Source organism: Saccharopolyspora phatthalungensis (assembly GCF_014203395.1).
GTDB lineage: Bacteria > Actinomycetota > Actinomycetes > Mycobacteriales > Pseudonocardiaceae > Saccharopolyspora > Saccharopolyspora phatthalungensis.
On the sequence record NZ_JACHIW010000001.1, the window covers coordinates 3,627,572 to 3,647,603 of the forward strand.

At 68.1% G+C, this 20,032-nt stretch carries 20 protein-coding genes and 2 tRNA genes; 13 read left to right on the plus strand and 9 right to left on the minus strand.

Features of this window, described 5'->3' with window-relative positions:
• Nucleotides 1-11: 11 nt before the first annotated feature.
• On the minus strand, nucleotides 12-1,208 hold the full coding sequence (locus tag BJ970_RS16775; protein ID WP_184727130.1) for an NAD(P)/FAD-dependent oxidoreductase: 1,197 nt from the start codon (nucleotides 1,206-1,208) through the stop codon (nucleotides 12-14).
• A 222-nt stretch (nucleotides 1,209-1,430) separates the two neighbouring features.
• On the opposite strand from BJ970_RS16775, the gene BJ970_RS16780 reads away from it, so the two are divergent.
• Entirely contained in the window at nucleotides 1,431-2,174 is a 744-nt protein-coding gene (locus BJ970_RS16780) for an IclR family transcriptional regulator (protein ID WP_184729158.1), read from the plus strand.
• Between the two features lie 20 nt (nucleotides 2,175-2,194).
• On the opposite strand, the gene BJ970_RS16785 is transcribed toward BJ970_RS16780, so the two are convergent.
• Nucleotides 2,195-3,796: a Na+/H+ antiporter gene (locus BJ970_RS16785; RefSeq protein WP_184727131.1), complete on the minus strand. Its 1,602-nt coding sequence runs from the start codon at nucleotides 3,794-3,796 to the stop codon at nucleotides 2,195-2,197.
• A gap of 109 nt (nucleotides 3,797-3,905) precedes the next feature.
• Between BJ970_RS16785 and BJ970_RS16790 the strand changes: the two genes are divergently transcribed.
• Nucleotides 3,906-4,175, plus strand: coding sequence for a UBP-type zinc finger domain-containing protein (locus BJ970_RS16790; protein ID WP_184727132.1), 270 nt, complete (start codon nucleotides 3,906-3,908; stop codon nucleotides 4,173-4,175).
• A 15-nt stretch (nucleotides 4,176-4,190) separates the two neighbouring features.
• Here BJ970_RS16790 and BJ970_RS16795 read toward each other — a convergent pair whose 3' ends face one another.
• From BJ970_RS16795 to BJ970_RS16815, 5 genes are all read right to left on the minus strand, one after another.
• Nucleotides 4,191-5,684 carry an amino acid permease gene (locus BJ970_RS16795; protein WP_184727133.1) on the minus strand — a complete coding sequence of 498 codons (1,494 nt, stop codon included), beginning with the start codon at nucleotides 5,682-5,684 and terminating at the stop codon, nucleotides 4,191-4,193.
• A 132-nt stretch (nucleotides 5,685-5,816) separates the two neighbouring features.
• On the minus strand, nucleotides 5,817-6,272 hold the full coding sequence (locus BJ970_RS16800; RefSeq protein ID WP_184727134.1) for a hypothetical protein: 456 nt from the start codon (nucleotides 6,270-6,272) through the stop codon (nucleotides 5,817-5,819).
• A gap of 696 nt (nucleotides 6,273-6,968) precedes the next feature.
• Nucleotides 6,969-7,748, minus strand: coding sequence for a cupin domain-containing protein (locus BJ970_RS16805; protein ID WP_184727135.1), 780 nt, complete (start codon nucleotides 7,746-7,748; stop codon nucleotides 6,969-6,971).
• Between the two features lie 70 nt (nucleotides 7,749-7,818).
• Complete coding sequence (locus BJ970_RS16810; RefSeq protein WP_184727136.1) at nucleotides 7,819-8,379, minus strand: TetR/AcrR family transcriptional regulator; 561 nt, start codon at nucleotides 8,377-8,379, stop codon at nucleotides 7,819-7,821.
• 42 nt (nucleotides 8,380-8,421) lie between these two features.
• The gene (locus BJ970_RS16815; protein WP_184727137.1) at nucleotides 8,422-9,468 is read right to left on the minus strand and encodes an LLM class F420-dependent oxidoreductase; all 1,047 of its coding nucleotides are present in this window, start codon (nucleotides 9,466-9,468) and stop codon (nucleotides 8,422-8,424) included.
• A gap of 247 nt (nucleotides 9,469-9,715) precedes the next feature.
• Here BJ970_RS16815 and BJ970_RS16820 point away from each other — a divergent pair, with 247 nt between their 5' ends.
• The 9 genes from BJ970_RS16820 to BJ970_RS16860 all read left to right on the plus strand — a co-directional run bounded on the left by BJ970_RS16820 (nucleotide 9,716) and on the right by BJ970_RS16860 (nucleotide 17,800).
• On the plus strand, nucleotides 9,716-10,681 hold the full coding sequence (locus BJ970_RS16820) for a Ppx/GppA phosphatase family protein (protein ID WP_184727138.1): 966 nt from the start codon (nucleotides 9,716-9,718) through the stop codon (nucleotides 10,679-10,681).
• 91 nt (nucleotides 10,682-10,772) lie between these two features.
• Nucleotides 10,773-11,162 carry a phage holin family protein gene (locus BJ970_RS16825; RefSeq protein ID WP_184727139.1) on the plus strand — a complete coding sequence of 130 codons (390 nt, stop codon included), beginning with the start codon at nucleotides 10,773-10,775 and terminating at the stop codon, nucleotides 11,160-11,162.
• Between the two features lie 105 nt (nucleotides 11,163-11,267).
• Nucleotides 11,268-12,011 carry an ESX secretion-associated protein EspG gene (locus BJ970_RS16830; protein WP_184727140.1) on the plus strand — a complete coding sequence of 248 codons (744 nt, stop codon included), beginning with the start codon at nucleotides 11,268-11,270 and terminating at the stop codon, nucleotides 12,009-12,011.
• A gap of 23 nt (nucleotides 12,012-12,034) precedes the next feature.
• The gene (gene pepE, locus BJ970_RS16835) at nucleotides 12,035-12,754 is read left to right on the plus strand and encodes a dipeptidase PepE (protein ID WP_184727141.1); all 720 of its coding nucleotides are present in this window, start codon (nucleotides 12,035-12,037) and stop codon (nucleotides 12,752-12,754) included.
• Nucleotides 12,755-12,938: 184 nt separating this feature from the next.
• Nucleotides 12,939-15,062 (plus strand): sensor histidine kinase, encoded by a 2,124-nt coding sequence (locus BJ970_RS16840; RefSeq protein ID WP_246470870.1) that lies wholly within the window; start codon nucleotides 12,939-12,941, stop codon nucleotides 15,060-15,062.
• Nucleotides 15,063-15,092: 30 nt separating this feature from the next.
• A complete protein-coding gene (locus BJ970_RS16845) occupies nucleotides 15,093-15,515 on the plus strand; it encodes a roadblock/LC7 domain-containing protein (protein WP_184727142.1) in 423 nt (140 codons plus the stop codon).
• Nucleotides 15,512-15,886, plus strand: coding sequence for a DUF742 domain-containing protein (locus BJ970_RS16850; protein WP_184727143.1), 375 nt, complete (start codon nucleotides 15,512-15,514; stop codon nucleotides 15,884-15,886). Before BJ970_RS16845 ends, BJ970_RS16850 begins: the two co-directional genes overlap by 4 nt.
• Nucleotides 15,887-16,474: 588 nt before the next feature.
• Nucleotides 16,475-17,461 carry a PLL family lectin gene (locus tag BJ970_RS16855; protein WP_184727144.1) on the plus strand — a complete coding sequence of 329 codons (987 nt, stop codon included), beginning with the start codon at nucleotides 16,475-16,477 and terminating at the stop codon, nucleotides 17,459-17,461.
• 27 nt (nucleotides 17,462-17,488) lie between these two features.
• Entirely contained in the window at nucleotides 17,489-17,800 is a 312-nt protein-coding gene (locus BJ970_RS16860; protein ID WP_221467194.1) for a tyrosine-type recombinase/integrase, read from the plus strand.
• Between the two features lie 97 nt (nucleotides 17,801-17,897).
• Here BJ970_RS16860 and BJ970_RS16865 read toward each other — a convergent pair.
• Together BJ970_RS16865 and BJ970_RS16870 are read right to left on the minus strand one after the other, a co-directional pair.
• Nucleotides 17,898-17,969 (minus strand) — tRNA-Val (locus BJ970_RS16865).
• 57 nt (nucleotides 17,970-18,026) lie between these two features.
• Complete coding sequence (locus BJ970_RS16870) at nucleotides 18,027-18,437, minus strand: TIGR02611 family protein (RefSeq protein ID WP_184729161.1); 411 nt, start codon at nucleotides 18,435-18,437, stop codon at nucleotides 18,027-18,029.
• A gap of 911 nt (nucleotides 18,438-19,348) precedes the next feature.
• On the opposite strand from BJ970_RS16870, the gene BJ970_RS16875 reads away from it, so the two are divergent.
• Both BJ970_RS16875 and BJ970_RS16880 read left to right on the plus strand, forming a co-directional pair.
• A complete protein-coding gene (locus BJ970_RS16875) occupies nucleotides 19,349-19,774 on the plus strand; it encodes an SsgA family sporulation/cell division regulator (protein WP_150068543.1) in 426 nt (141 codons plus the stop codon).
• Nucleotides 19,775-19,914: 140 nt separating this feature from the next.
• Nucleotides 19,915-19,987: transfer RNA gene (locus tag BJ970_RS16880), tRNA-Gly, on the plus strand.
• Nucleotides 19,988-20,032 lie beyond the last annotated feature (45 nt).

Sequence of the window (20,032 nt, forward strand, 5' to 3'; positions counted from 1 at the left end):
GCGTCGCCGCGTCAGCGGCGGTGCGGGATCGTGGGTGCCGGGGCCGACAGGGACGTGATCAGGCGGCGGCGGTGGACCGCGAACTGCTTGGGACTGTTCATCGCGCACAGCGCGATCGTTCGGCCGGCGCGCTGGTAGGTCGCGACGAAACGGCGGGCCTTCAGCGAGCCGTCCACGACGGTGATCTTGTCCTTCGGCCCCGCGTACCCGGCGAACTGCAGCGTCGAACCGTACTGCTGGGACCAGAAGTGCGGCACTCCGGTGTAGCTGGCGACGGTTCGCCCGGCGAGCAGGTTGCGCACCGCCACCGGCGGCTGGTTCATCGCCGTCGACCAGTGGTCACTGCGCACCGTGTGCGATCGGTGCGCCGGCTGGTACCGGGCGATGTCGCCGACCGCGACCACGTTGGGCAGCGAAGTCACGCATCCCGAGTCGGTCACGACCCCGTCGCGGATCTTGAGCCCGGAACCGCGCAACCACTGCGTGGCGGGCACCGCGCCGACCTCGACGACCACCGAATCGGCCGGGATCACCCGGCCGTCGGCGAGCTCCACGCCGGTGACCCGATCGTCGGTGAGCACTCGCGCGGCCGGTGTCCCGCACCGCACCCGCACCCCGTAGTCCTCGTGCTGCGCGAAGCACAGCGGCGCCAGTTCGATGCCTAGGGTCCGCGCGAGCGGCAGGTGCTGGGCGTCGACCAGCGTCACCTCGGCACCGAGGGACCGGCAGGTGGAGGCGATCTCGGCGCCGATCAGCCCGCCGCCCACGACCACCACCCGAGCCCCGGCGCGGATCTCGGCGCGCAGCGCAAGCGCGTCGTCGAGGGTCCGCAGCCGGTGGCCGCCCGGTGCGTCCGCGATGCCCGGCAGGCTCAGCCGCGTCGACCCGGTGGCCAGCACTACGCCGTCGGCCCGGATCTCGCTGCCGTCCGCGAGCACCACCACACCGCGCTTGGCGTCCAGCCGCGCCGCCGGGCTGCCTAATCGCCACTCCGCGGCGAGGTCGGCTTCCTCCTGCTCGCTGCCCAGCGCGAGCTCCTCCGGCTGCAGCGTGCCGGCCAGGAACTCCTTGGACAGCGGCGGCCGGTCGTAGGGGCGGTGCGATTCCGCCCCCACGATCACCAAGCGGCCGTCGAAGCCCTGTTCGCGCAGCTCCTGCGCGGCCCGCCAACCCGCCACCGAGGAGCCGACCACGGCGACCGTGTTCATGCCTTGATCACGGCCGGTCCGGCGGCCCCAGCGAATGACAACAAGCCGACCTCCGTTGCACAATGAGGAACAGCGCGTAGTATTTGCAACAAATCTGACCCTTTTGTTGCGACAACGTCAAGAGGGGTAACGGATGGTTCCGATATGTGCACCTCTAGCGGATACGGTTGACCGGTGGGTAGTGCAGCTGAGGCACGCGGAAGGGGTTCTTCTGGCGCTCTCGTGCAGTCCGTCGACCGGGCTGTGACCGTCTTGGAACTGCTGGCGCGCAACGGAGAAGCCGGTATCACCGAGATCGCCGGGGAGCTGGGAGTGCACAAATCAACGGCTTCCCGGCTGGTCAGCGTGCTGGAGGCACGAGGTCTGGTGGAGCAGTTGGGGGAACGCGGCAAGTACGCGATCGGCTTCGGCATCGTCCGGTTGGCCGGGGCGGCGACCGAGCGAATGGACCTGCCGCGGCTAGGCCGGCCGTTCTGCGAGTCGCTGGCCGCCGACCTGGGCGAGACGGTCAACATCGCGATCCGGGACAACGACGTCGCCATCAACATCAGCCAGGCCCGCGGCACCGCGGCGGTCACGGCGCACAACTGGGTCGGGCAGCGCACCCCGCTGCACGCGACGTCCAGCGGAAAGGTGCTGTTGGCGCACGCACCGCACGACGACCAGGACAAGCTGCTCGTCCGACCCCTGGAGCGGTACACGACTCGAACTGTCACCAATGCCGGCCAGTTACGCAAGGATTTCGAGCTGATCGTCCGCGATGGCTACGCGACCAGCTACGAGGAACTGGAGCTCGGGCTCAACGCGGCGGCGGTCGCGGTCTACAACCACGAGGGCGACGTGATCGCCGCGCTGAGCGCCTCGGGCCCGTCGTACCGCTTCTCCCGCAAGCGGATGCGGGACGTGGTCGGCGCGATGCGCGTGGCCGCCAAAGAACTCTCCTCCCAGCTCGGTTTCCTGTCCTAGGAGCCCAGAGCGCAATCGCGCTAATCGCGCGAGAGCCAGAGCTCTTCGAGATCGAGTTGGTGCATGACGCGGCGCAGCACTTCGTCATCGATGCGGCGGTTGTCGCGGAACTGAACGAAGATCGCTCGCTCGGCCGCCAGCATTTCGCCGCGCAGCCGGCGGTACGCCGCCGTCGGGCTCTCGCCGATTTCGTTGGCCGACCGGCCCAGCCGCTCCCACGCCTGGTTGCGGCGTTGCTGTGCGGCGCGCCGCAGGTGCTCGGCGACGTCGCCGGGCGGCTCGGATTCCGTGATGAGGTCATCGAGCCGTTCCAACGCGGCGCGGGCGGCGTTGTGCTGGGCTTCGGCTTCGGCCAGCATGTCGGTGTAGTCCTCGGTGCCTCGCACGCCTAGGAAGCCGATGAGCCAGGGCAGCGTGGTGCCGTGCAGCAGCAAGGTCGCCAGCGTCACGAAGAAGGTCAGGAACAGGACCTCGTCGCGGTGCGGGAACGGCGCCCCAGCCAGCGTCGCGGTCGGGATCGCCGAAGCCGCGGCCAACGACACCACGCCCCGCATCCCCGCCCATGACACGATCACCCTGTGTCGCCAATCAGGACTGGGCCGCCAATCAGGACTGGGCCGCCGATCCGGACTGCGGTGCCGGATCAATTCCGGCAGGTACATCACCAGGAAAACCCACGCGCCGCGCGCGAGCAGCACGGCGGCGGTCAGCGCGAGTCCGGCGACGACCAGCGGACCGAAGTCGGTCGACACGCTTTCCACGACGCTGCGCAACTGCAAGCCGATCAACGCGAACACGACCGCCTCCAGCAGGGTGTCCGCCGCGCCCCATACCGCCCGGTCCTGCAGCCGTGTCGCCGCGCTGCCCGACGGTGCGTGATGACCTAGGTAAAGCCCGGCCACCACGACGGCCAGCACCCCGGAGGCGTGCACCTCCTCGGCGATTAGGTAGGCGAAAAACGGCACGATCAGCCCGACCGCGCTTTCCAGCAGGTCGTCGCGCAGCAGTCGCCGAACCCGGTGCACGACCCAGCCGATGGCGTAGCCGATCACCGCACCACCCACCGCGGCCAGCAGGAACAGGCCCACCCCGGCCAGCAGCGAATAGCCGGTGCCGATCGCCGCGGCCACGGCCACTCGGTAGGCGGTCAACGCGGTGGCGTCGTTGACCAGGCTCTCCCCGCTGAGCACCGTCATGATCTTGCGTGGCAGCCCCAGCCGTCGGCCGATCGACGTAGCCGCGACCGCGTCCGGCGGCGCGATGACCGCGCCGAGCACAAGCGCCACGCTCAGCGGTATGCCCGGTACCAGCCACCACGCAATGGCCCCGGCGACCACCGTGCTGAACAGCACCAATCCGAACGCGAGCAACCCGATCGGCCGCAGGTTGGCGCGAATCCCGACGGTGGAGCTGTTCAGCGCCGCCGAATACAGCAGCGGCGGCAGGATCAGCAGCAGTACCACGCTCGGGTCGATCGTGTAGTCCGGGACGCCGGGTATGAAGGACACCGCCAGCCCCACGACAACGAGCGCCAGCGGCTCGGAAAGTCCCGCTCGCCGGGCTACGGCGGTCACGGCGAGCGCCCCGGCGACCAGGGCCATCAACGCGGGTAAGTCGTGCATGCTCGCTCCGGTAGCGGCCGTCGCTGCGCAAGCCGCGGCCAATGGTTACGTTCGATAGCACATTGTTGTTCGAGCCGCCGATACCCTGCTCGGCACTGGGAGGTTTCCGATGTCCGGTAGCTGTGCGCACCTGCGCGAGGCGGCCGACCGAGTTCCGGAACCCGGTCGGGAGGATGGCTGTGAAGACTGCCTCGCCGCCGGTCAGCACGTGTGGGCGCACCTGCGGATCTGCATGCAATGCGGGCACGTCGGGTGCTGTGACTCCAGCCCGAACAAGCACGCCACGGCCCACTTCCACCAGGTCGCGCACCCGGTGATCCGCTCCTTCGAGCCGGGCGAATCCTGGACCTGGTGCTACGTGGACGAAGTGCTCGGGTAAGGCACCGGGGCAGGCCTATTCGCTGGCCTGCCCGACGGCTTCGGCCTTGGCGAGCCGACTGCGGTTCTTGCTGTAGGCGAAGTAGACGATCAGGCCGATCAGCATCCAGACGCCGAACCGGACCCAGGTCCAGCCCTCCAGGTTGAGCATCAGGTACAGGCAGGCGGCCGCCGCCAGGATCGGGACGACCGGCACCCACGGCACCTGGAAGGCCCGCGGCAGGTCCGGCCGGGTGCGGCGCAGCACCAGGACACCGATCGACACCAGCACGAACGCGAACAGGGTGCCGATGTTGGTCATCTCGGCGAGCACGTCGATCGGGGTCAGCGAGGCGATCAACGCCACCACCACGCCGGTGATCAACGTGATCCGGTACGGCGTCCGGAACCTCGGGTGCACCTTGGCGAACCACACCGGCAGCAGCCCGTCCCGGCTCATCGCGAAACCCACCCGGGCCTGGCCCAGCATCAGGATGAGGATCACCGTGGTCAGACCCGCGATCGCACCCAGCGAGACCAGCCCGACCGCCCATGGCGCACCGATCGCCTGGAACGCGGTGGCCATCGGTGCCGCGGTGTCCAGCCGGTCGTACTTGACGATGCCGGTCATCACCAACGACACCAGCACGTACAGGACCGAGCAGATCGCCAGCGAACCGAGGATGCCGATCGGCATGTCGCGCTGCGGTTTGCGGGTCTCCTCCGCGCCGCTGGCGACGATGTCGAAGCCGATGTAGGCGAAGAACACCAGCGCGGCACCGGCCACCAGGCCGCTGAGCCCGAACGAACCGGTCTGGCCGAAGATGGCGTTCACCAGCGGCTCTTGCAGCACCGACGCGGCGGCGCCGGGCGTCGGCGGCTGGTGCGGCGGGATGAACGGGCTCCAGTTGGCGGTCTTGATGAAGAACGCGCCGAAGATGATGAAGAACAGGACCACGGCGAGCTTGATCGCCACGACCGCGTTGGTCACCGAAGCGCTGAGGCGGATGCCCACCACTAGCACCACGGTCAGCAGCAGCGCGATGACCGCGGCGGGCAAGTTGATCACGCCGCCGGCCCCGGGCGCGGCCGTCAGGATCGCGGGCAACCCGAGCCCCGCCGCCTTAAGCGCCTCGACGAAGTACTGCGACCAGCCCACCGACACCGTGGAAGCACCGAGGATGAACTCCAGCATCAGGTCCCAGCCGATGATCCAGGCCAAGAACTCGCCCATCGACGCGTAGGAGAAGGTGTACGCCGAGCCGGCCACCGGCACGACCGAGGCGAACTCGGCGTAGCACAGCGCCGCCAGGCCGCACGCGATGCCGGAGAAGACGAACGAGATCGCGATGCCCGGACCGGCGTCGGTGGCCGCTGCCACGCCGGTGAGCACGAAGATGCCGGTACCGATGATCGCGCCGATGCCGATTCCCAGCAGGTCCACCGCGCGCAGCACGCGGCGCAACCGGAATTCCGGAGCCTCGGCATCCCTAATGGACTGCTCGACCGACTTGACACGCATGATCGACATGGGTCGCCTCCTCACCCCGGTGCCCCAGCAGGTCGGGTTGGCCCGCTCGCGCCGCATCGACACCACTGAGGACAGGATTGAGTGTCACATCACTCCGGGCAACACGGAGTCGGCGCGTGGTCGGGTGCCGAATCAGCCCTGTCGCGATCGCGGGTCGGTGCGCCACTGCTCGTTGAGCGCGTCGATCGCCGACAACTTGGTCTTCTGGTCGATGGTCTTGCCGGTGTCCATCGACGGCTGGAGCAAGGTGCCCTGCGCCGGTGCCACGGGTTTCAGATCCGGTCGGGTGGGCTCGCGCCGTCGGGATCGCGGCGGGATCTGCACGCGCGTACCGGACTCCGGCGGCATCGGCACGCGCGGACGGGACTGCGGCTGCGGCGCTGGGACCGATGGCGCGGGTGGTTGGTCGGCGTGGATGTAGAGGATCTCCAGGATCAGCACGATGGTCCCGACGACCAGCGCACCGATTGCCAGCCACAGGCCATTCGGGTCGTCGCCGCGCCACCACAGCGCACCCGCGATGCCGCAGGCCGCGCCGGCCGCGATGGCCAGCAGATGGAACAGCAGGTGGACGGTGTAACCCCTCACGACCCGATTCCCCCTCAAGATCGCGGCTCGTCGACGGTGCCGGTGGAATTACCGGAGTTCTGCGGAACACGCGCGCCGGTCGCGTCCGGTTGCCCGGGCATGCGCCACGTCACGACGTACCGAAAGTGGCCAGACCTCGGATCCGATGGTATCCCCGGATCCGCGCCGATCGCCCGATCAAGACCTGTTTGTCCGATCACGGAGCTGTCCGTGACGACGACCCGTCGGATCTGATCATTTTTCACCTATTCGGGCGAGCGGCGCCGGTCGCGGCCAGCGGCCACGTCCACCCCCGATTACGGTGAATCCCAAGGGACACAGCGGAACTGGCATTGGTGCGGTGCCGGTTCGTGGTCGACACAGCCGTCGCCGGAACGTGGTGGCCCGCTAGGCGGTGGGGGGTGGTGCCGGTGATCAATTCGCTGGCCGGTTTCGCGTTGTCGGCCACGGTCGGCATCGGAGCCATCATCGGATCGTTGATCACGATGTGCTGGGTAGAGCGAAGGATGCTCGGTTCCGGCGTGCCGCGCCGCGAAACCGCCCCTGGTAGACGTCGCGTTGGGCGCAGCTCCTTCTCGCCGGTTTTCGCGATGGCCGAGGTGATTCTCGCCTGGTTCTCGGCCGGCGGTCGCGCGGCCTCGGCCAGTGGCCCCGGCGCGATGCGCCGCCCCGGACCTCGGCACTCGTTCGACCGGCCTACAGGACGCGGAAGTCGGCGAAGTCGAAACCGGGCGAAACCACGCAGCTGACCAAGGTCTCCACCGTCGCGGCCGCGGTCGCGCACTGCCAGACGCCTGCCGGGATCACCGCCTGCGGTGCCTGCCCCGCGCCCGCGCCGAGCACGAACTGCTCCGGTTCGGCGGCCGGTCGCGGGCCGTCCCCGCCCAGTGACAGGGTCAACGGGCCGCCCCGGTGCCACAGCCACAGCTCGTCGGAGGCGACCGTGTGCCAGGCGGAACGCTGACCGGGCGGGAGCAGGAAGTAGATCATCGTGGCGGTCGGCCGGATGCCGCTGTTGTGCCCGACCTGGACCGGGCTGGCCCAGGTCCGCCGGTACCAGCCGCCTTCCGGGTGCGGCAGCAGGTCGAATTCCTCGGCGGTCCGGCTGCGCGTCTCCAAAGTCAGGTAGCGGCCGGTCGCGTTGCGCCGCGCGTAGCGGACGCCGATCACCGCGGCCCGCTCCAGCGGCCCGTAGACGTGCGGGAACAACGTGTCGGCGGGCACGCCGTCCGGCGGCGCCGGGTTCGGTGCTTCCCAGCGCACCTGCGCCGACAGCTTGGCCTGGTCCAATTCCAGCGCCACCATCGGTTCGGTCACGTCGCGGTACCGGGTGTTGGCCACCGCGAGCGTGGTGCGCACATCCGGCGAGCAGTGCATGAAACCTTCGGTATCGAGGCTGGTGGCACGGATCGGGGCGGTCCGGCAGGCATGGAAGGTGCTCAGCGGCAGCAGGTGCAGCAGCGTCGATCCAGTCACCAGGACAGTCTCTCCCGATTCACCGCGACTACGCGATCTAAGTGTGTGGGCGTGCGCTCAGGATTGCCCGCTAGTCCGGGTGGACGTTAAGGAGCCCGGCGATCTCGCGGAATGCCTCGGCCGGGTCCCGGTCCTGCGCTGGCGTCGGCAGGTTGCCGGCCAGCCGGAGGGTGGCGAAGCCGTGCGCGATGGACCAAGCCGCCAATGCGGCGCGCTCGGCCTCGCCGCTGTCGAGTTCCGCCGGCAGTCCGGCGCGCAGGGCGTCCCAGGACCGGGCTTTGGCGGCGAACAGGTCCGGGTCGTCGGGGTGGCACCGGTCCGGTTGGTGCATCACCTCGAAGTGGCACGGATGCTCCAGGGCGAAGCCGACGTAGCGGGCACCCATTTCGATCAGCCCCAGGTCACCGGCCAGTGCGTCGGCAAGCAGCCGGTAGCCCTCGGTGGCCAGTGCGGTGAACAGCCCGGCCTTGTCCCTGAAGTGGTGCCTCGGCGCGGCGTGCGAAACCCCGGCGCGACGGGCCAGATCCCGCAGGCTCAGCCGCGCGAGGCCGTGTTCGGCGATCATCTCGACCGAGGTGTCCAGCAGGGTCTGCCGCAGATCTCCGTGGTGATAGGGCCGGTGCGTGCTCATGCCTCAATTTAATTCGGCACGCCGATTTCCATGGAAATCGCCTCAGACATCGGCAGCGAGTTGCTTTACCTGTTCGATCAGCTTGGCGCGCCCGGCGGCGTCGCTGGCCAGCGGCGTGACGTTGAGCGTGGTGACGCCGGATTCCTTGAACGCCGCCAGCCGCTCCTTGACGTGGCTCGCGGTGCCGATCAGCGAGGTCTTCTCCAGCAACTCGCGCGGCACCGCGGCAGCGGCCTCCTCCCGCTTTCCGCTGAGGTAGAGGTCCTGGATCAGCTCCGCCTCGGCCTCGAAGCCGTAGCGTCGCGCCAGGTTGTTGTAGAAGTTCTTGCCCTTCGCGCCCATCCCGCCGACGTAGAGCGCCACGTGCGGCCGGGCGATGTCCAGTAGGTTGTCGAGCCCCTCGCCGATGGCCAGCGGCGCCTGGGCGACCACGTCCAGCGACGGCAGCGACGGGTCGCGCTTGGCCTTACCGGCCGCCAGCGGCCCGCCCCAGACCTCGCCCGCCCGCTCGGGCAGGTAGAAGATCGGCTCCCACGCCTCGGCGATCTCGGCGACCAGCTCGACGTTCTTCGGGCCGATCGCGGCGATCATGATCGGGATCCGGTCGCGCACCGGGTGGTTGATGATCTTCAGCGGGATGCCCAGCCCGGTGCCCTGGTCGGCGGGTAGCGGGATGCTGTAGTGCCGGCCGGCGTGCTGGACCTTCTCCCGGCGCCAGACCCGCCGGCAGATGTCCACGATTTCGCGGGTGCGGCCCAGCGGCGCGTGATAGGGCACGCCGTGGAAGCCCTCGATGACCTGCGGCCCGGACGCGCCGATGCCGAGGGTGAACCGGCCGTCGGAGACGAAGTCCAGGCCCGCCGCGGTCATCGCGGTGAGGGTGGGCGTGCGGGTGTAGATCTGCAGGATGCCGGAGGCGATCTCCAGGCGTTCGGTGCGGGCGGCGATGAAGCCCAGCTGGCTCACCGCGTCGAACGAGTAGGCCTCCGGGACGAACACGATGTCCAGCCCGGCCTTCTCGTAGGTGGCCAGGTCGTCGACGGTTTCCTTGAAACCGCCGCCGTAGTTCAACGGCATCCCGATGCGCATCGGCCGTTCCTTCCGGTCTGCGACGGCGGCGACGCCGGGCGGCGACGCCTCCTAGGTTGTCCAGAGGCTACCGCCGGGTAAGTCGCATCGGGCAGTCGTCGCCCAGACCGGAGAATGTGACACACCTCTCAAGAAAACCTTGGTGTGGCGGGATTTTCGGTCGCGATGACCCCGACAATGGAAAAATGTCGTCCATCGAGTCCGCCGCGCCGCTCCGCGAGCCGCGTGGCGCGCGGGTGGGCGCGGCATGAAATTGGCTCTGCTGGACATCGGGTCGACCGCTGCGCGCCTGGAAATCGTCGACCTCGACCGCTCCCGGATGCCGCGTGCGGACTGGAGTGTGAAGGCCCGGACCCGGCTCGCCGAACACACCCGAGCAGACGGCCTGGTCACCGAGTCGGGCGTGGAGCAAGCGGTTCGTGCGGTGCGGCACTGCGTGCGTGCCGCCGTGGACAAGAGCCCCGACGCGCTGGTCGCGTTCGGCACCTCCGCTGTCCGGGACGCGGCCAACGGCACCGAGCTGCGCCGGCAGTTGAGCGAGGCGGCCGGGGTCCGGATCGGCGTGCTCAGCCCGGGCGACGAAGCCGCCGTCACCTACCACGCCGCCCGGCGCTGGCACGGCCGTTCGGGCCCGCCCCTGACCATGGTGGACATCGGTGGCGGCACCATCGACGTGGCCACCGGCACCGGCGGGGAGCCTTCCGACGTGGTCTCCCTCCCTTTCGGCGCGGCCAGGCTGACCAGGCAATACCTGCCCGACGACCCGCCGCGGCCGAAACACGTCGACGAGCTGGTCGCGGCGGTCCGCCGCACCATCCCGCGCTCGTTGCGCACCTTCGCCGACCGCGACCTCGGGCACCCGGTGGCCCTGTCCAAGGTCCTTCGGCAGCTGGCCGTGCTCACCGAGAGCTCGCCGGGGAAGGTGGCCCGCCACCCCGACCGGCTGTCCCGAGCCAAGCTCCGCCCGTGGATCCCGCGGCTGGCCGAGCTCGACCAGGCGCAGCGGGCGGCGCTGCCCGGCGTGTCCCGCAGCCGCGCCCGCCGCATCCTGGCCGGCGCGATCGTCGCGGAGCTGATCCTGCGCACCATCGGCGTGGACGAACTGGAGATCTGCCCGTGGGGCCTGCGCGAGGGCCTGGTCTTCCGGTTCGCCGAAGCGCACGACGACACCGACGGCGACGCCCTCCAGCTGATGGCCAACCTCTTCAACTGACCCGGAGATCACAGGTTCGTTGGCGCAGGGGACCCCCGATGGGCGGTAGCGTCGACGCCGTTCGTGGCAGACACCGGCTGGGAGGGCGCTCGTGGCACTTCTGCTGCACATCCTGATCACCATGGTCGCGGTGTGGATCACCACCGCGCTGCCCGGGATCACCCTGGAAGGCGCGGACACCCCGGCGAAGATCCTCACGCTGCTGGCCGTGTCGGTGATCTTCGGCATCGTTAACGTCGTGCTCAAGCCGATCGCGAAGACGGTGGGCTGCCTGCTCTACCTGTTGACCTTCGGGCTGTTCGGCCTGGTGGTCAACGCCCTGCTGTTCTGGCTGACCAGCTACCTGGCCGGCGAGCTCCGGCTGCCGTTCCACGTCAACGGCTTCTGGGCGGCCTTCTGGGGCGCGCTGATCGTCACGATAGTCAGCGCCGCACTGGCCGGGATCGTGCGCCGGGCCCGGACCCCGGTGGAGGAACGCTGACGTTCGGGTGGTCCATCGCCAAAACTCCGCGCGCCGGGCGGTGCACCGGATATCCTCTTGATCAAGTTCGTCCACAGGGGACTTCGGGGAACCACGGAGCCGGCGATGCGATGCAGCCTGCGGGAGTTCGACGGCCTGCTGCGCGACTGCGAGGTCGGGCCGGAGATCGCGGAATTCCTGGTCGCGGAGCCGCGGGCGACCGCCGACCGGCCGCCGGAGGAGCGGTGGACCGAACTGGCCGCGAACCTGGCGCGCGCATCGGTGTTCGGTTTCGCCCAGGTCAGCAGCCCGGGCGAAGCGGAGCTGCGGGTCGTCGTGGCGGTCGGCAGCGGCCACGCGGCGCGGGTCTTGGTGCACGGCGAGTCGGTGGTCGTGAAGCAGGTACGCCCCGATGCGCCGTGGCCCGCTCTCGTCGGTTGCCTGCCGGACCGGGAACCGGCCGACGGCTGCGAGGTCACGGTGCCCACCCGGGTGCTGGCCGACGCGCGGACCAGCGCTCAGCAGCGCGGTGACCAGCAGGTGGACTGGCTCGCCTACGAGCTCAAGCGCCGTCGCGTTCCCCCGGAAGACGCGCAGGCCGTGGGCGAATTGCTGCGGCGGGCGGACGGGATGACCGCGCAGTTGACCGTGGGTTTGCGCGTGGCCTCCGGCGCGGTGCGCCGGGGACCGTTCGCCATCGAAGTGCTCCACGCGTCCTCCGGACGGGTCGCCGTGATCCCGGAGTCGCCGGACGACACGTTCGCCGTGGTCGCCCCGGCGGGTGCCTACCTGCTCAGCAAGACCCTCCAGGAATACGTCGAACACCTATGGACGGGCCTGAGCGAACGAACCCGACCGCTGCCTCGTTAAGCCGGAACCGGGAGAGGGCCAACGTGGAACTGCTGCTGCTATCCAGTTCGATGAAGCACGGCACGGGTTTCCTCGAACACGCCATGCCGGCGGTGGCCGAACTCCTGGCCGGTCGTCGGCGACTGCTGTTCGTCCCGTTCGCCAAGCACGACCACGACCTGTACGCGGCGATCGTGCAGGCCGCGGTCGCACCGCTCGGGATCACCGTCGAGGCCATCCAACGGGCCGATGACCCGGTGGCGGCGGTGCGTGCGGCCGAGGGGGTGTTCATCGGCGGCGGGAACACCTTCCGTCTGCTGGCCACGCTGCACCGGCTCGGCCTGCTCCAGGCGCTCCGCGAAGCCGTGCGCGGCGGCATGCCGTACCTGGGTGCCAGTGCGGGCAGCAACATGGCCTGCCCCAGCCTGCGCACGAGCAACGACATGCCGATCGTGGAGCCGCCGTCGTTCGAGGCGATCGGTTTGGTGCCGTTCCAGATCAACCCGCACTACCAGGATCCCGACCCGGGCAGCATGCACCAGGGCGAGACCCGCGAGCAGCGGATCGTGGAGTTCCTGGAGGACAACGACGTTCCGGTGCTGGGCATCCGGGAAGGCGCCTGGCTGCGAGTCCGCGGCTACCACGCCGAGCTCGGTGGAAGCACCGGCGCGCGGCTGTTCACCCGCGGTGCGCAGCCGCGCGAGCTCCAACCGGGAGATGACCTCACGTTCCTGCTGAACCGCGAGCCACACTTCGACTCCTGAGCCGTTTCGGAACGCGGCGATATCGGATTGGTCCGAAGTGGACACTTGTGCATCAACAACCTTGTGCTGCGGCAGAAGGAAACGCTCATGATCACCCTGTGCTATGGTGCGTTCATTCTGCTGGGCGGCTTCGGGAAGCGCGCCCACGGCAGTGGTACGGGTATCGGCTGCGAGATGAGGGTGCATGGCCACGGAGACGGTTGTCTCCGCGGACATGCCGCCTTCCAGCCGATGCCGCGTTCCGCACCGGGATCGGACGATCCGGGCCCGCCTGACGCGTGTCGGCGTGTTGCCGAGCACCATCCTGCTGGTTCTCTGGCTCGGCTTCTCGTCGCTGACCGTGTACGACGGCTATTTCTCCCGGGCCGTCGCCAGCGGGATGAAAGACACCTCGGTCTCCGCGATGAAAGGCCTGGTGGCGTTGCAGAAGGAACGCCGGCTGGCCATGGAGCGGCTGAGCCGCCCGGACATCGACCCGGCCGCGCTGACCTCCCAGCGCACCCAGACCGACCATGCCATCGGCGTGATGCGCGCCAATCTGCGGAACCTCGTCGCGGACGCGCCGCCGCAGATCGAAACCCGGGTGCGTGACCTCGAAGCGCTGCTGGCCCGGCTGCCGCAGCAGCGCGCCCGCCTCGACTCCGGGCAGGCGACCCGGACGGAGACCTTCGACTTCTACAACCGGCTGCTCGACGCCGGGGTCGACCTGTTCGACACCCAGGCGCGGTTGGTGCCGGACCTGGACACCAGCCACGCCGGCCTGGTGGGCGTCGAGATGTTCCGGGCCGCCGACCAGATGTCGCGGGCCGCGTCATTGGGCAGCGCCGCGCTGGCCCGCGGGCAGTTCAGCACCGAGGACCACCTGTCCTTCGTATTTCTGGTCGGCTCCTACCACTCCAAGCTGGCCACCGGCATACCTGCCGCCGAGCCGCGCGCCGTCGAACTCCACCGGCAGCTCACCGCCGGCGCGGATTGGGGGCGGCTGGTCAGCTTCGAGAACGCGCTCGTCGAACATTCGCGGCAGCGCAGCGGGAAGTTCGCCGTCGACGGCGCGGCGTGGCGGCAGGCCACCAACAAGGTTTCCGAGGAACTGGTGGCGGTCGCGGTGGCGCAGGCCAAGGCCAGCGCCGAACTCGGCATGCGGAACGGGAATTCCCGGTTCATCGAGGTGCTCGCGGGCAGCTTGGCGGCGCTGGCGGCCGTGCTGGTCGGCATCGCCCTGACCGCGCGCAACGCCCGGCGGCTGGTCGACCGGACCCTGGTCTCCAGGTTGGCGAAACTGCGCGACGACACGCTGCAACTCGCCCGCCGGAGACTGCCCGACATCATGTCCCGGCTCAAGCGCGGCGAGCGCGTCGACGTCGAAGCCGAGCTCGTCCCGCTGGACTACGGCAACGACGAGATCGGGCAGGTGGCGGAGGCATTCAACACCGCCCACCACACCGCGGTCGCCGCCGCGGTGCAGGAGAACCAGGCGAAGGAAGGCATCAACAAGGTCTTCCTCGGCATCGCGCACCGGAACCAGGGGCTGGTGCATCGCCAGCTCAAGGTGCTCGACAAGATGGAACGCAGCGAGGAGCACCCCGAACGGCTGGACGGGCTGTTCCGGCTGGACCACCTCGCCACCCGTGCCCGGCGCAATGCCGAGAACCTGATCATCCTGGCCGGCGAGCAGCCGGGTCGGCGGTGGCGCAAGCCGGTGCGGCTGGTGGACATCGTGCGCGCGGCGGTCGCTGAAACCGAGCACTACTACCGGATCCGGGTGCATCCGACGCCCGACGTCTCGCTGGTCGGCGCGGCCGTGGGAGACGTGATCCACCTGCTGGCCGAGTTGATGGACAACGCCACCTCGTTCTCCTCGCCGGACTCGCAGGTCCAGGTCTTCAGCAGCGACACACCGCGCGGTGTGCTGCTGCAGATCGAAGACGAAGGGCCGGGCATGCCCCCGGCCGACCGCGACGAGGCCAATGCGCTGCTGTCCACGCCGCCGAAGTTCGAGGACATCACGGTGCGCGGCGATTCCCGGCTCGGGCTGTTCGTGGTGGCCAGACTCGCCGCCCGCCGCGGCATCGAGGTGGATCTGCGCGACGCGGCCGAGGGCGGCACGGTGGCGTTCGTCCGGCTGCCGACGGACCTCGTGGCGAGCGAGCCGGCGGACCATCCGCTGCCCACTGAGCCGCTGCGTTTCCCGGTGACGGACCCCGACGTGCCGCCGCAGGTTGGGCACTCGCCGGAGCGCACGCGTGGCACCATGACCGCGTTCCAACGCGGGACGCGCGAAGCCCGCCGGGTCGGCAACGGCGAATGAACCGGCCCAGCAATGACAAGGAAGTGTGGGATGAGCGAGAAGACCGGCTCCGACGGTGAGCTGAACCGGCTGCTGGACGACCTGGTCGCCCGCGTCGTCGGGGCGCGCGACGGTGTCGTGCTCTCTGCCGACGGCCTGCTCGTGGCGAAGTCCGCGGGGCTGTCCGCTGCGGATTCCGAGCATCTCGCGGCGATGGCCTCGGCCTTCCAGAGCCTGGCCCGGGAGACCGGGAGGCACTTCGGGGGCGGTCAGGTGCGGCAGACGCTCGTCGAGCTCGAACACGCCTTCCTCTTCGTCACCGCCGCGGGTTCGGGTGCGTGCCTGGCCGTGCTCGGGGAGGAGGAGGCCGACGTCGGCATGATCGCCTACGAGATGAATCTGCTGGTCGTGCGGGTCGGCGACTGCCTTAGCTCGGCGCCACGCACCGAGGTGGCACCGCTGCCCCGCCCATGACGCCCAGGGACGAAGAGCTGTGGCTGGATGAGGAGTCAGGGCCACTGGTCCGGCCGTATGCGATGACGCGGGGCCGCACCCGGCCGGCGCTGCCGGGACTGGACGTGGTCACACAGTTGCTGACGTCCTGGCGGGGCCCCGACCACAGCGGACTTTCCGTGGAGCATCTTGACATCCTCCAGTTGTGCGTCCGCCCGCTGTCGGTCGCGGAGGTGGCGGCGTACCTGGACACCCCGATCATGGTGGCGAAGGTGCTGGTCAGTGATCTGATCGAACGAGGTGCTCTAGTGGTCGGCGCAAGGTCTCGAACGGCGGTGCGTCCCGACCGAAAACTGCTACAAGCGATCCTAGAAGGCGTCCGCAGACTCTAACCCACCACAAAATCGAAGACAGCCAACAAAAACCACATCGCCCAACAGAATTCCAACCCGGAAACACCCATGCCCCGACTTGTTGGCGGCGGGTCCCGATCCCGATGTGAGTGCGGTGTGCGGGATCCGGCAGCACTGATGCGGCTAGCCGCGAATGATGTTGGGCTGGGGGCTGGTCGGAAAGCCAGGCCGGGAACGGCCACGCACGCACGGAGCCAATGAACATCTCCACCGCACCGTGGGGGGTGTGGGGGGGTCGACCCCCACAACAACTGCATAGATCCCAGCACCCGCATGGATTGACCGGTGTTCCCCGCACCAGCCACAACAATGTCGGAGCCCAGTATTCGTTTACCCCGAACCGTTTTGCTCAGTATTCGTTTGCTGGTGGCTTTCGAGGACCTTCGCCCCTGTCTTTGATTATTGCCCACACAAGATCGCGGTGAAAGCTAGGTCTTATGGCCATTGGGTGTCGGCCTGATCCGGTGCTGCACTGCAGGTGGCTCGCAGTATTGGGGAGGGCCACAAATTAGGAATGTAGCCACTACATGCAGCAGCAGACAGTTGCGCGGAGGAGGCGAGCAAAAAATGTCACAAGCCGCGGAAGTCAACAAGCTCGCGGAGACCGTCACGGCGGTCGGGTTTTTCCAGCTGCCGGGGCAAGCCGTCTTCGATCACGAGAAGCAGCAGGTGGCTGCGGTGTCTCGAGCGCCAGGCAACCTTGACCTGTTTGTGATCGGGTACGACAACCATGTGTGGAGTACCTTCTGGAACGAATACGCTGGTTGGAGCGATGATTGGTTCCCGCTGCCGGGGCAAGCCGTCTTCGATCACGGACACCAAGAAATCGCTGCGGTGTCTCGAGCGCCAGGCAAACTCGACCTGTTCGTGATCGGGTACGACAACCATGTGTGGAGTACCTTCTGGAACGACCACGCTGGTTGGAGCGATGATTGGTTCCCGCTGCCGGGGCAAGCCATCTTCGATCACGAGAAGCAGCAGGTGGCTGCGGTGTCTCGAGCGCCAGGCAAACTCGACCTGTTCGTGATCGGGTACGACAACCGCGGGTGGAGTACTTTCTGGAACGAATACGCTGGTTGGAGCGATGATTGGTTCCCGCTGCCGGGGCAAGCCGTCTTCGATCACGAATACCAAGAAATCGCTGCGGTGTCTCGAGCGCCAGGCAACCTCGATCTGTTCGTACTCGGATACGACAACCGCGGGTGGAGCACTTTCTGGAACGAATACGCTGGTTGGAGCGATGATTGGTTCCCGCTGCCGGGGCAAGCCGTCTTCGATCACGAATACCAAGAAATCGCTGCGGTGTCTCGAGCGCCAGGCAACCTCGATCTGTTCGTACTCGGATACGACAACCGCGGGTGGAGCACTTTCTGGAACGAATACGCTGGTTGGAGCGATGATTGGTTCCCGCTGCCGGGACAAGCCGTCTTCGATCACGAACACCAAGAAATCGCTGCGGTGTCTCGAGCGCCAGGCAACCTCGACCTGTTCGTACTCGGATACGACAACCACGGGTGGAGTACCTTCTGGAACGAATACGCTGGCTGGAGCTAGTTCGCTAGCTGTGGGGACATCGGCGCGGTGGGTGTTGTCCCCCACCTGCAGGGGAGGTCCTCCGCGGAGTTCGCCACCGATGAGGCTGCGGTGAAGGAGGTGGCTCGGCACGCCCAAGGCGGACTGAAATTCCACGACCTCCGCCATTCCTACGCCACCTGGCTCGTGGACGACGGCGTGCCGGTGAACATGGTCCAGCGGGTCATGGGCCACGAGCGCTCCTCAACCACGCTCGATCTCTACACCCGCCGCACCGACAACGGTGACCGCATCCTCCGCGCACTCGACGACGAGAATGGTGACGACGGCGACGCCAACGGGCCCGTGCCCGTCCGCTGATCGGATGCTGACTGTTCGCTGACTAATCGGATCACCAAAAACGAAAAGTGCCTGGTCTTAACCTCTTGTTGAGGTTGTGACCAGGCCCTTTTGCCTGTGGGCGATACTGGGATCGAACCAGTGACCTCTTCGGTGTGAACGAAGCGCTCTCCCGCTGAGCTAATCGCCCTTGTTCTCTTGTTCTGCCGCCGTTCCCGGCGACGAGAAGAACAATACACGATCGTTTTCAGGGGCCGAACAGGGGGGATGCCAACCAACTCCAGGACAGGCCGAGCCAGCCGCCGACGGTGTTGAACAGGCCCAGCATCCACAGCGTGGCGAGGACGACGAGGCAGGTGGCGCTCATGACGGCGAGTTTGGTGGCGAGGGGTTGGCGGCCTAGCCAGCGTATCCAGCGGTGGTAGTGACGCTTGGCGAAGGTGTTGACGCGGTGCGCCCAGTGGAATTCGGTGGCGAGGATGCCGAGTCCGGCGAACACGACGAGCCAGCCGGGACCGGGGTAGGGGATCATGAGGATCCCGGCGATGAGCACGAGTGTGCCGAAGACACCGAGCACGATCCGGTAGCCGGTGTTGAGACCGGGCTTGCTGCGGACGCGTTCGCGGAAGGCGCGCAGGCGTTCCCGCAGGGCGTTCAGTCGGCGGGGTCCACGCTGGTCTTCGGTGGAGGGTTGCGTACCTGTGCTGCCGGATCCCGGCTCGGCTGTGTTGTTCAGGGCTGTCCACCTGCCGGTTGCGAGCGTTCGTCGGTGTTGGACACCGGTTGGCCGCGCCCCCGGCAGTGTCCGACTTGGGCCAGAATACGGGCCTTGTTGGGCTGCTGTGACTGGCGTGGCGCACGATAGCGATGTCAAGCGGACGGCTGGGTGGTGCGGGTTGGACGCTTGTGTCCGAAGAATGATCGGGATCAGGCTTTCGGCCCTGTTGCGCCCCTTCGATCCTGGTCACATTGTGACGCCGGTCTCGCTCGGGCGTTCGGCCGTACGCGTGGTCGGTAACGGAGACGACTCGGCCCATTCCCCCGATACGGGGAACTGTCGTGGCGAGCGTCTCATCGATGGGGAGTACTGCGAGACTCCCGAGGGGGCGGATCGCCTATCCTTGGACGGACGTCAGGCGAGCTCGACGAAGTGGAAAACCCGGTGGTCAGCCGGGGCGTGACGGAGAGTTCCGCAGGGCGAGGGCGACGGATCGAAGGCCAGGCGTAAGCACGGTTCGCTCGGTTACGGAAAGTAGCGGAGATCGGCCACTGGATGGGTGCTGGTCCTGCGACCCAGCGTCCTCTGTCGGGTTCGTCCGCGGCGGATCTTCCTCCGGTGTGGACAGCGGATCCGGTTCGTCTCGCAATGAGATGACCGGCCCGTGGTGTACCCCGAAGCCGGAGCCGGACTGGACACGCTGTGCACTTGCGTGATTGCCCAGCGAAGTGGGGCGTGCCCCGTACGGGTGATCTATGCAGGAGTTGCGAGCGTATCGGCCCGATAAGGCGTCACAACTGTGTTGCTCGGTCGGATAAGGGGACCGGGAGGGAGCAGGAAAGGGGAGGACAATGCGTAACGATCATGTGACATTGCGTTCGACTGCCGTGTTCGATCTATTGGCTCCGCAGGCACCTGCCGTGCCGGTCCAGGTCGAACTGCGCTACGACACCAGGGACCCCTACGCGGTGGTGGCTGCGTTCCGCACCGGCCGCGCCGGATGGGTCGAGTGGGTGTTCGCCCGCGACCTCCTCGCCGACGGGCTGATCGCGCACGCCGGCGAAGGCGATGTGACGATCCGGCCGGCCGTCGACGACCCAGAGGTCGTTGCGATCGAGCTCAGCTCGCCGTCCGGCCACGCGGTGTTCGAGGCCTCGGCGCAGGAGTTGGCCGACTTCCTTGACCGCACATACGACGTCGTAGTGCCGGGAAATGAGAACCTGTGGGTCGACGTGGACGAGGCGCTGACCCGGCTGCTGCCCCACGACCTGGGCTGATCAAGGGGAGTCCGGTTCGGTGCGGGTATCGCGCCGAGCTAGCGGGCCCCCCTTTGATCGCGATCATGGACGTGGTCTAAAGTTCATTGTGCAAGGCGGCGGAGGGCCCAGGGTCATCTGGGCTTCGATGTCGCAGGCACGCGGACGTAGCGCAGTTGGTAGCGCATCACCTTGCCAAGGTGGGGGTCGCGGGTTCGAGTCCCGTCGTCCGCTCTGGATTCTCTGGCGGTCCAGCCGGCTTCGGCATGGATGCGGAGT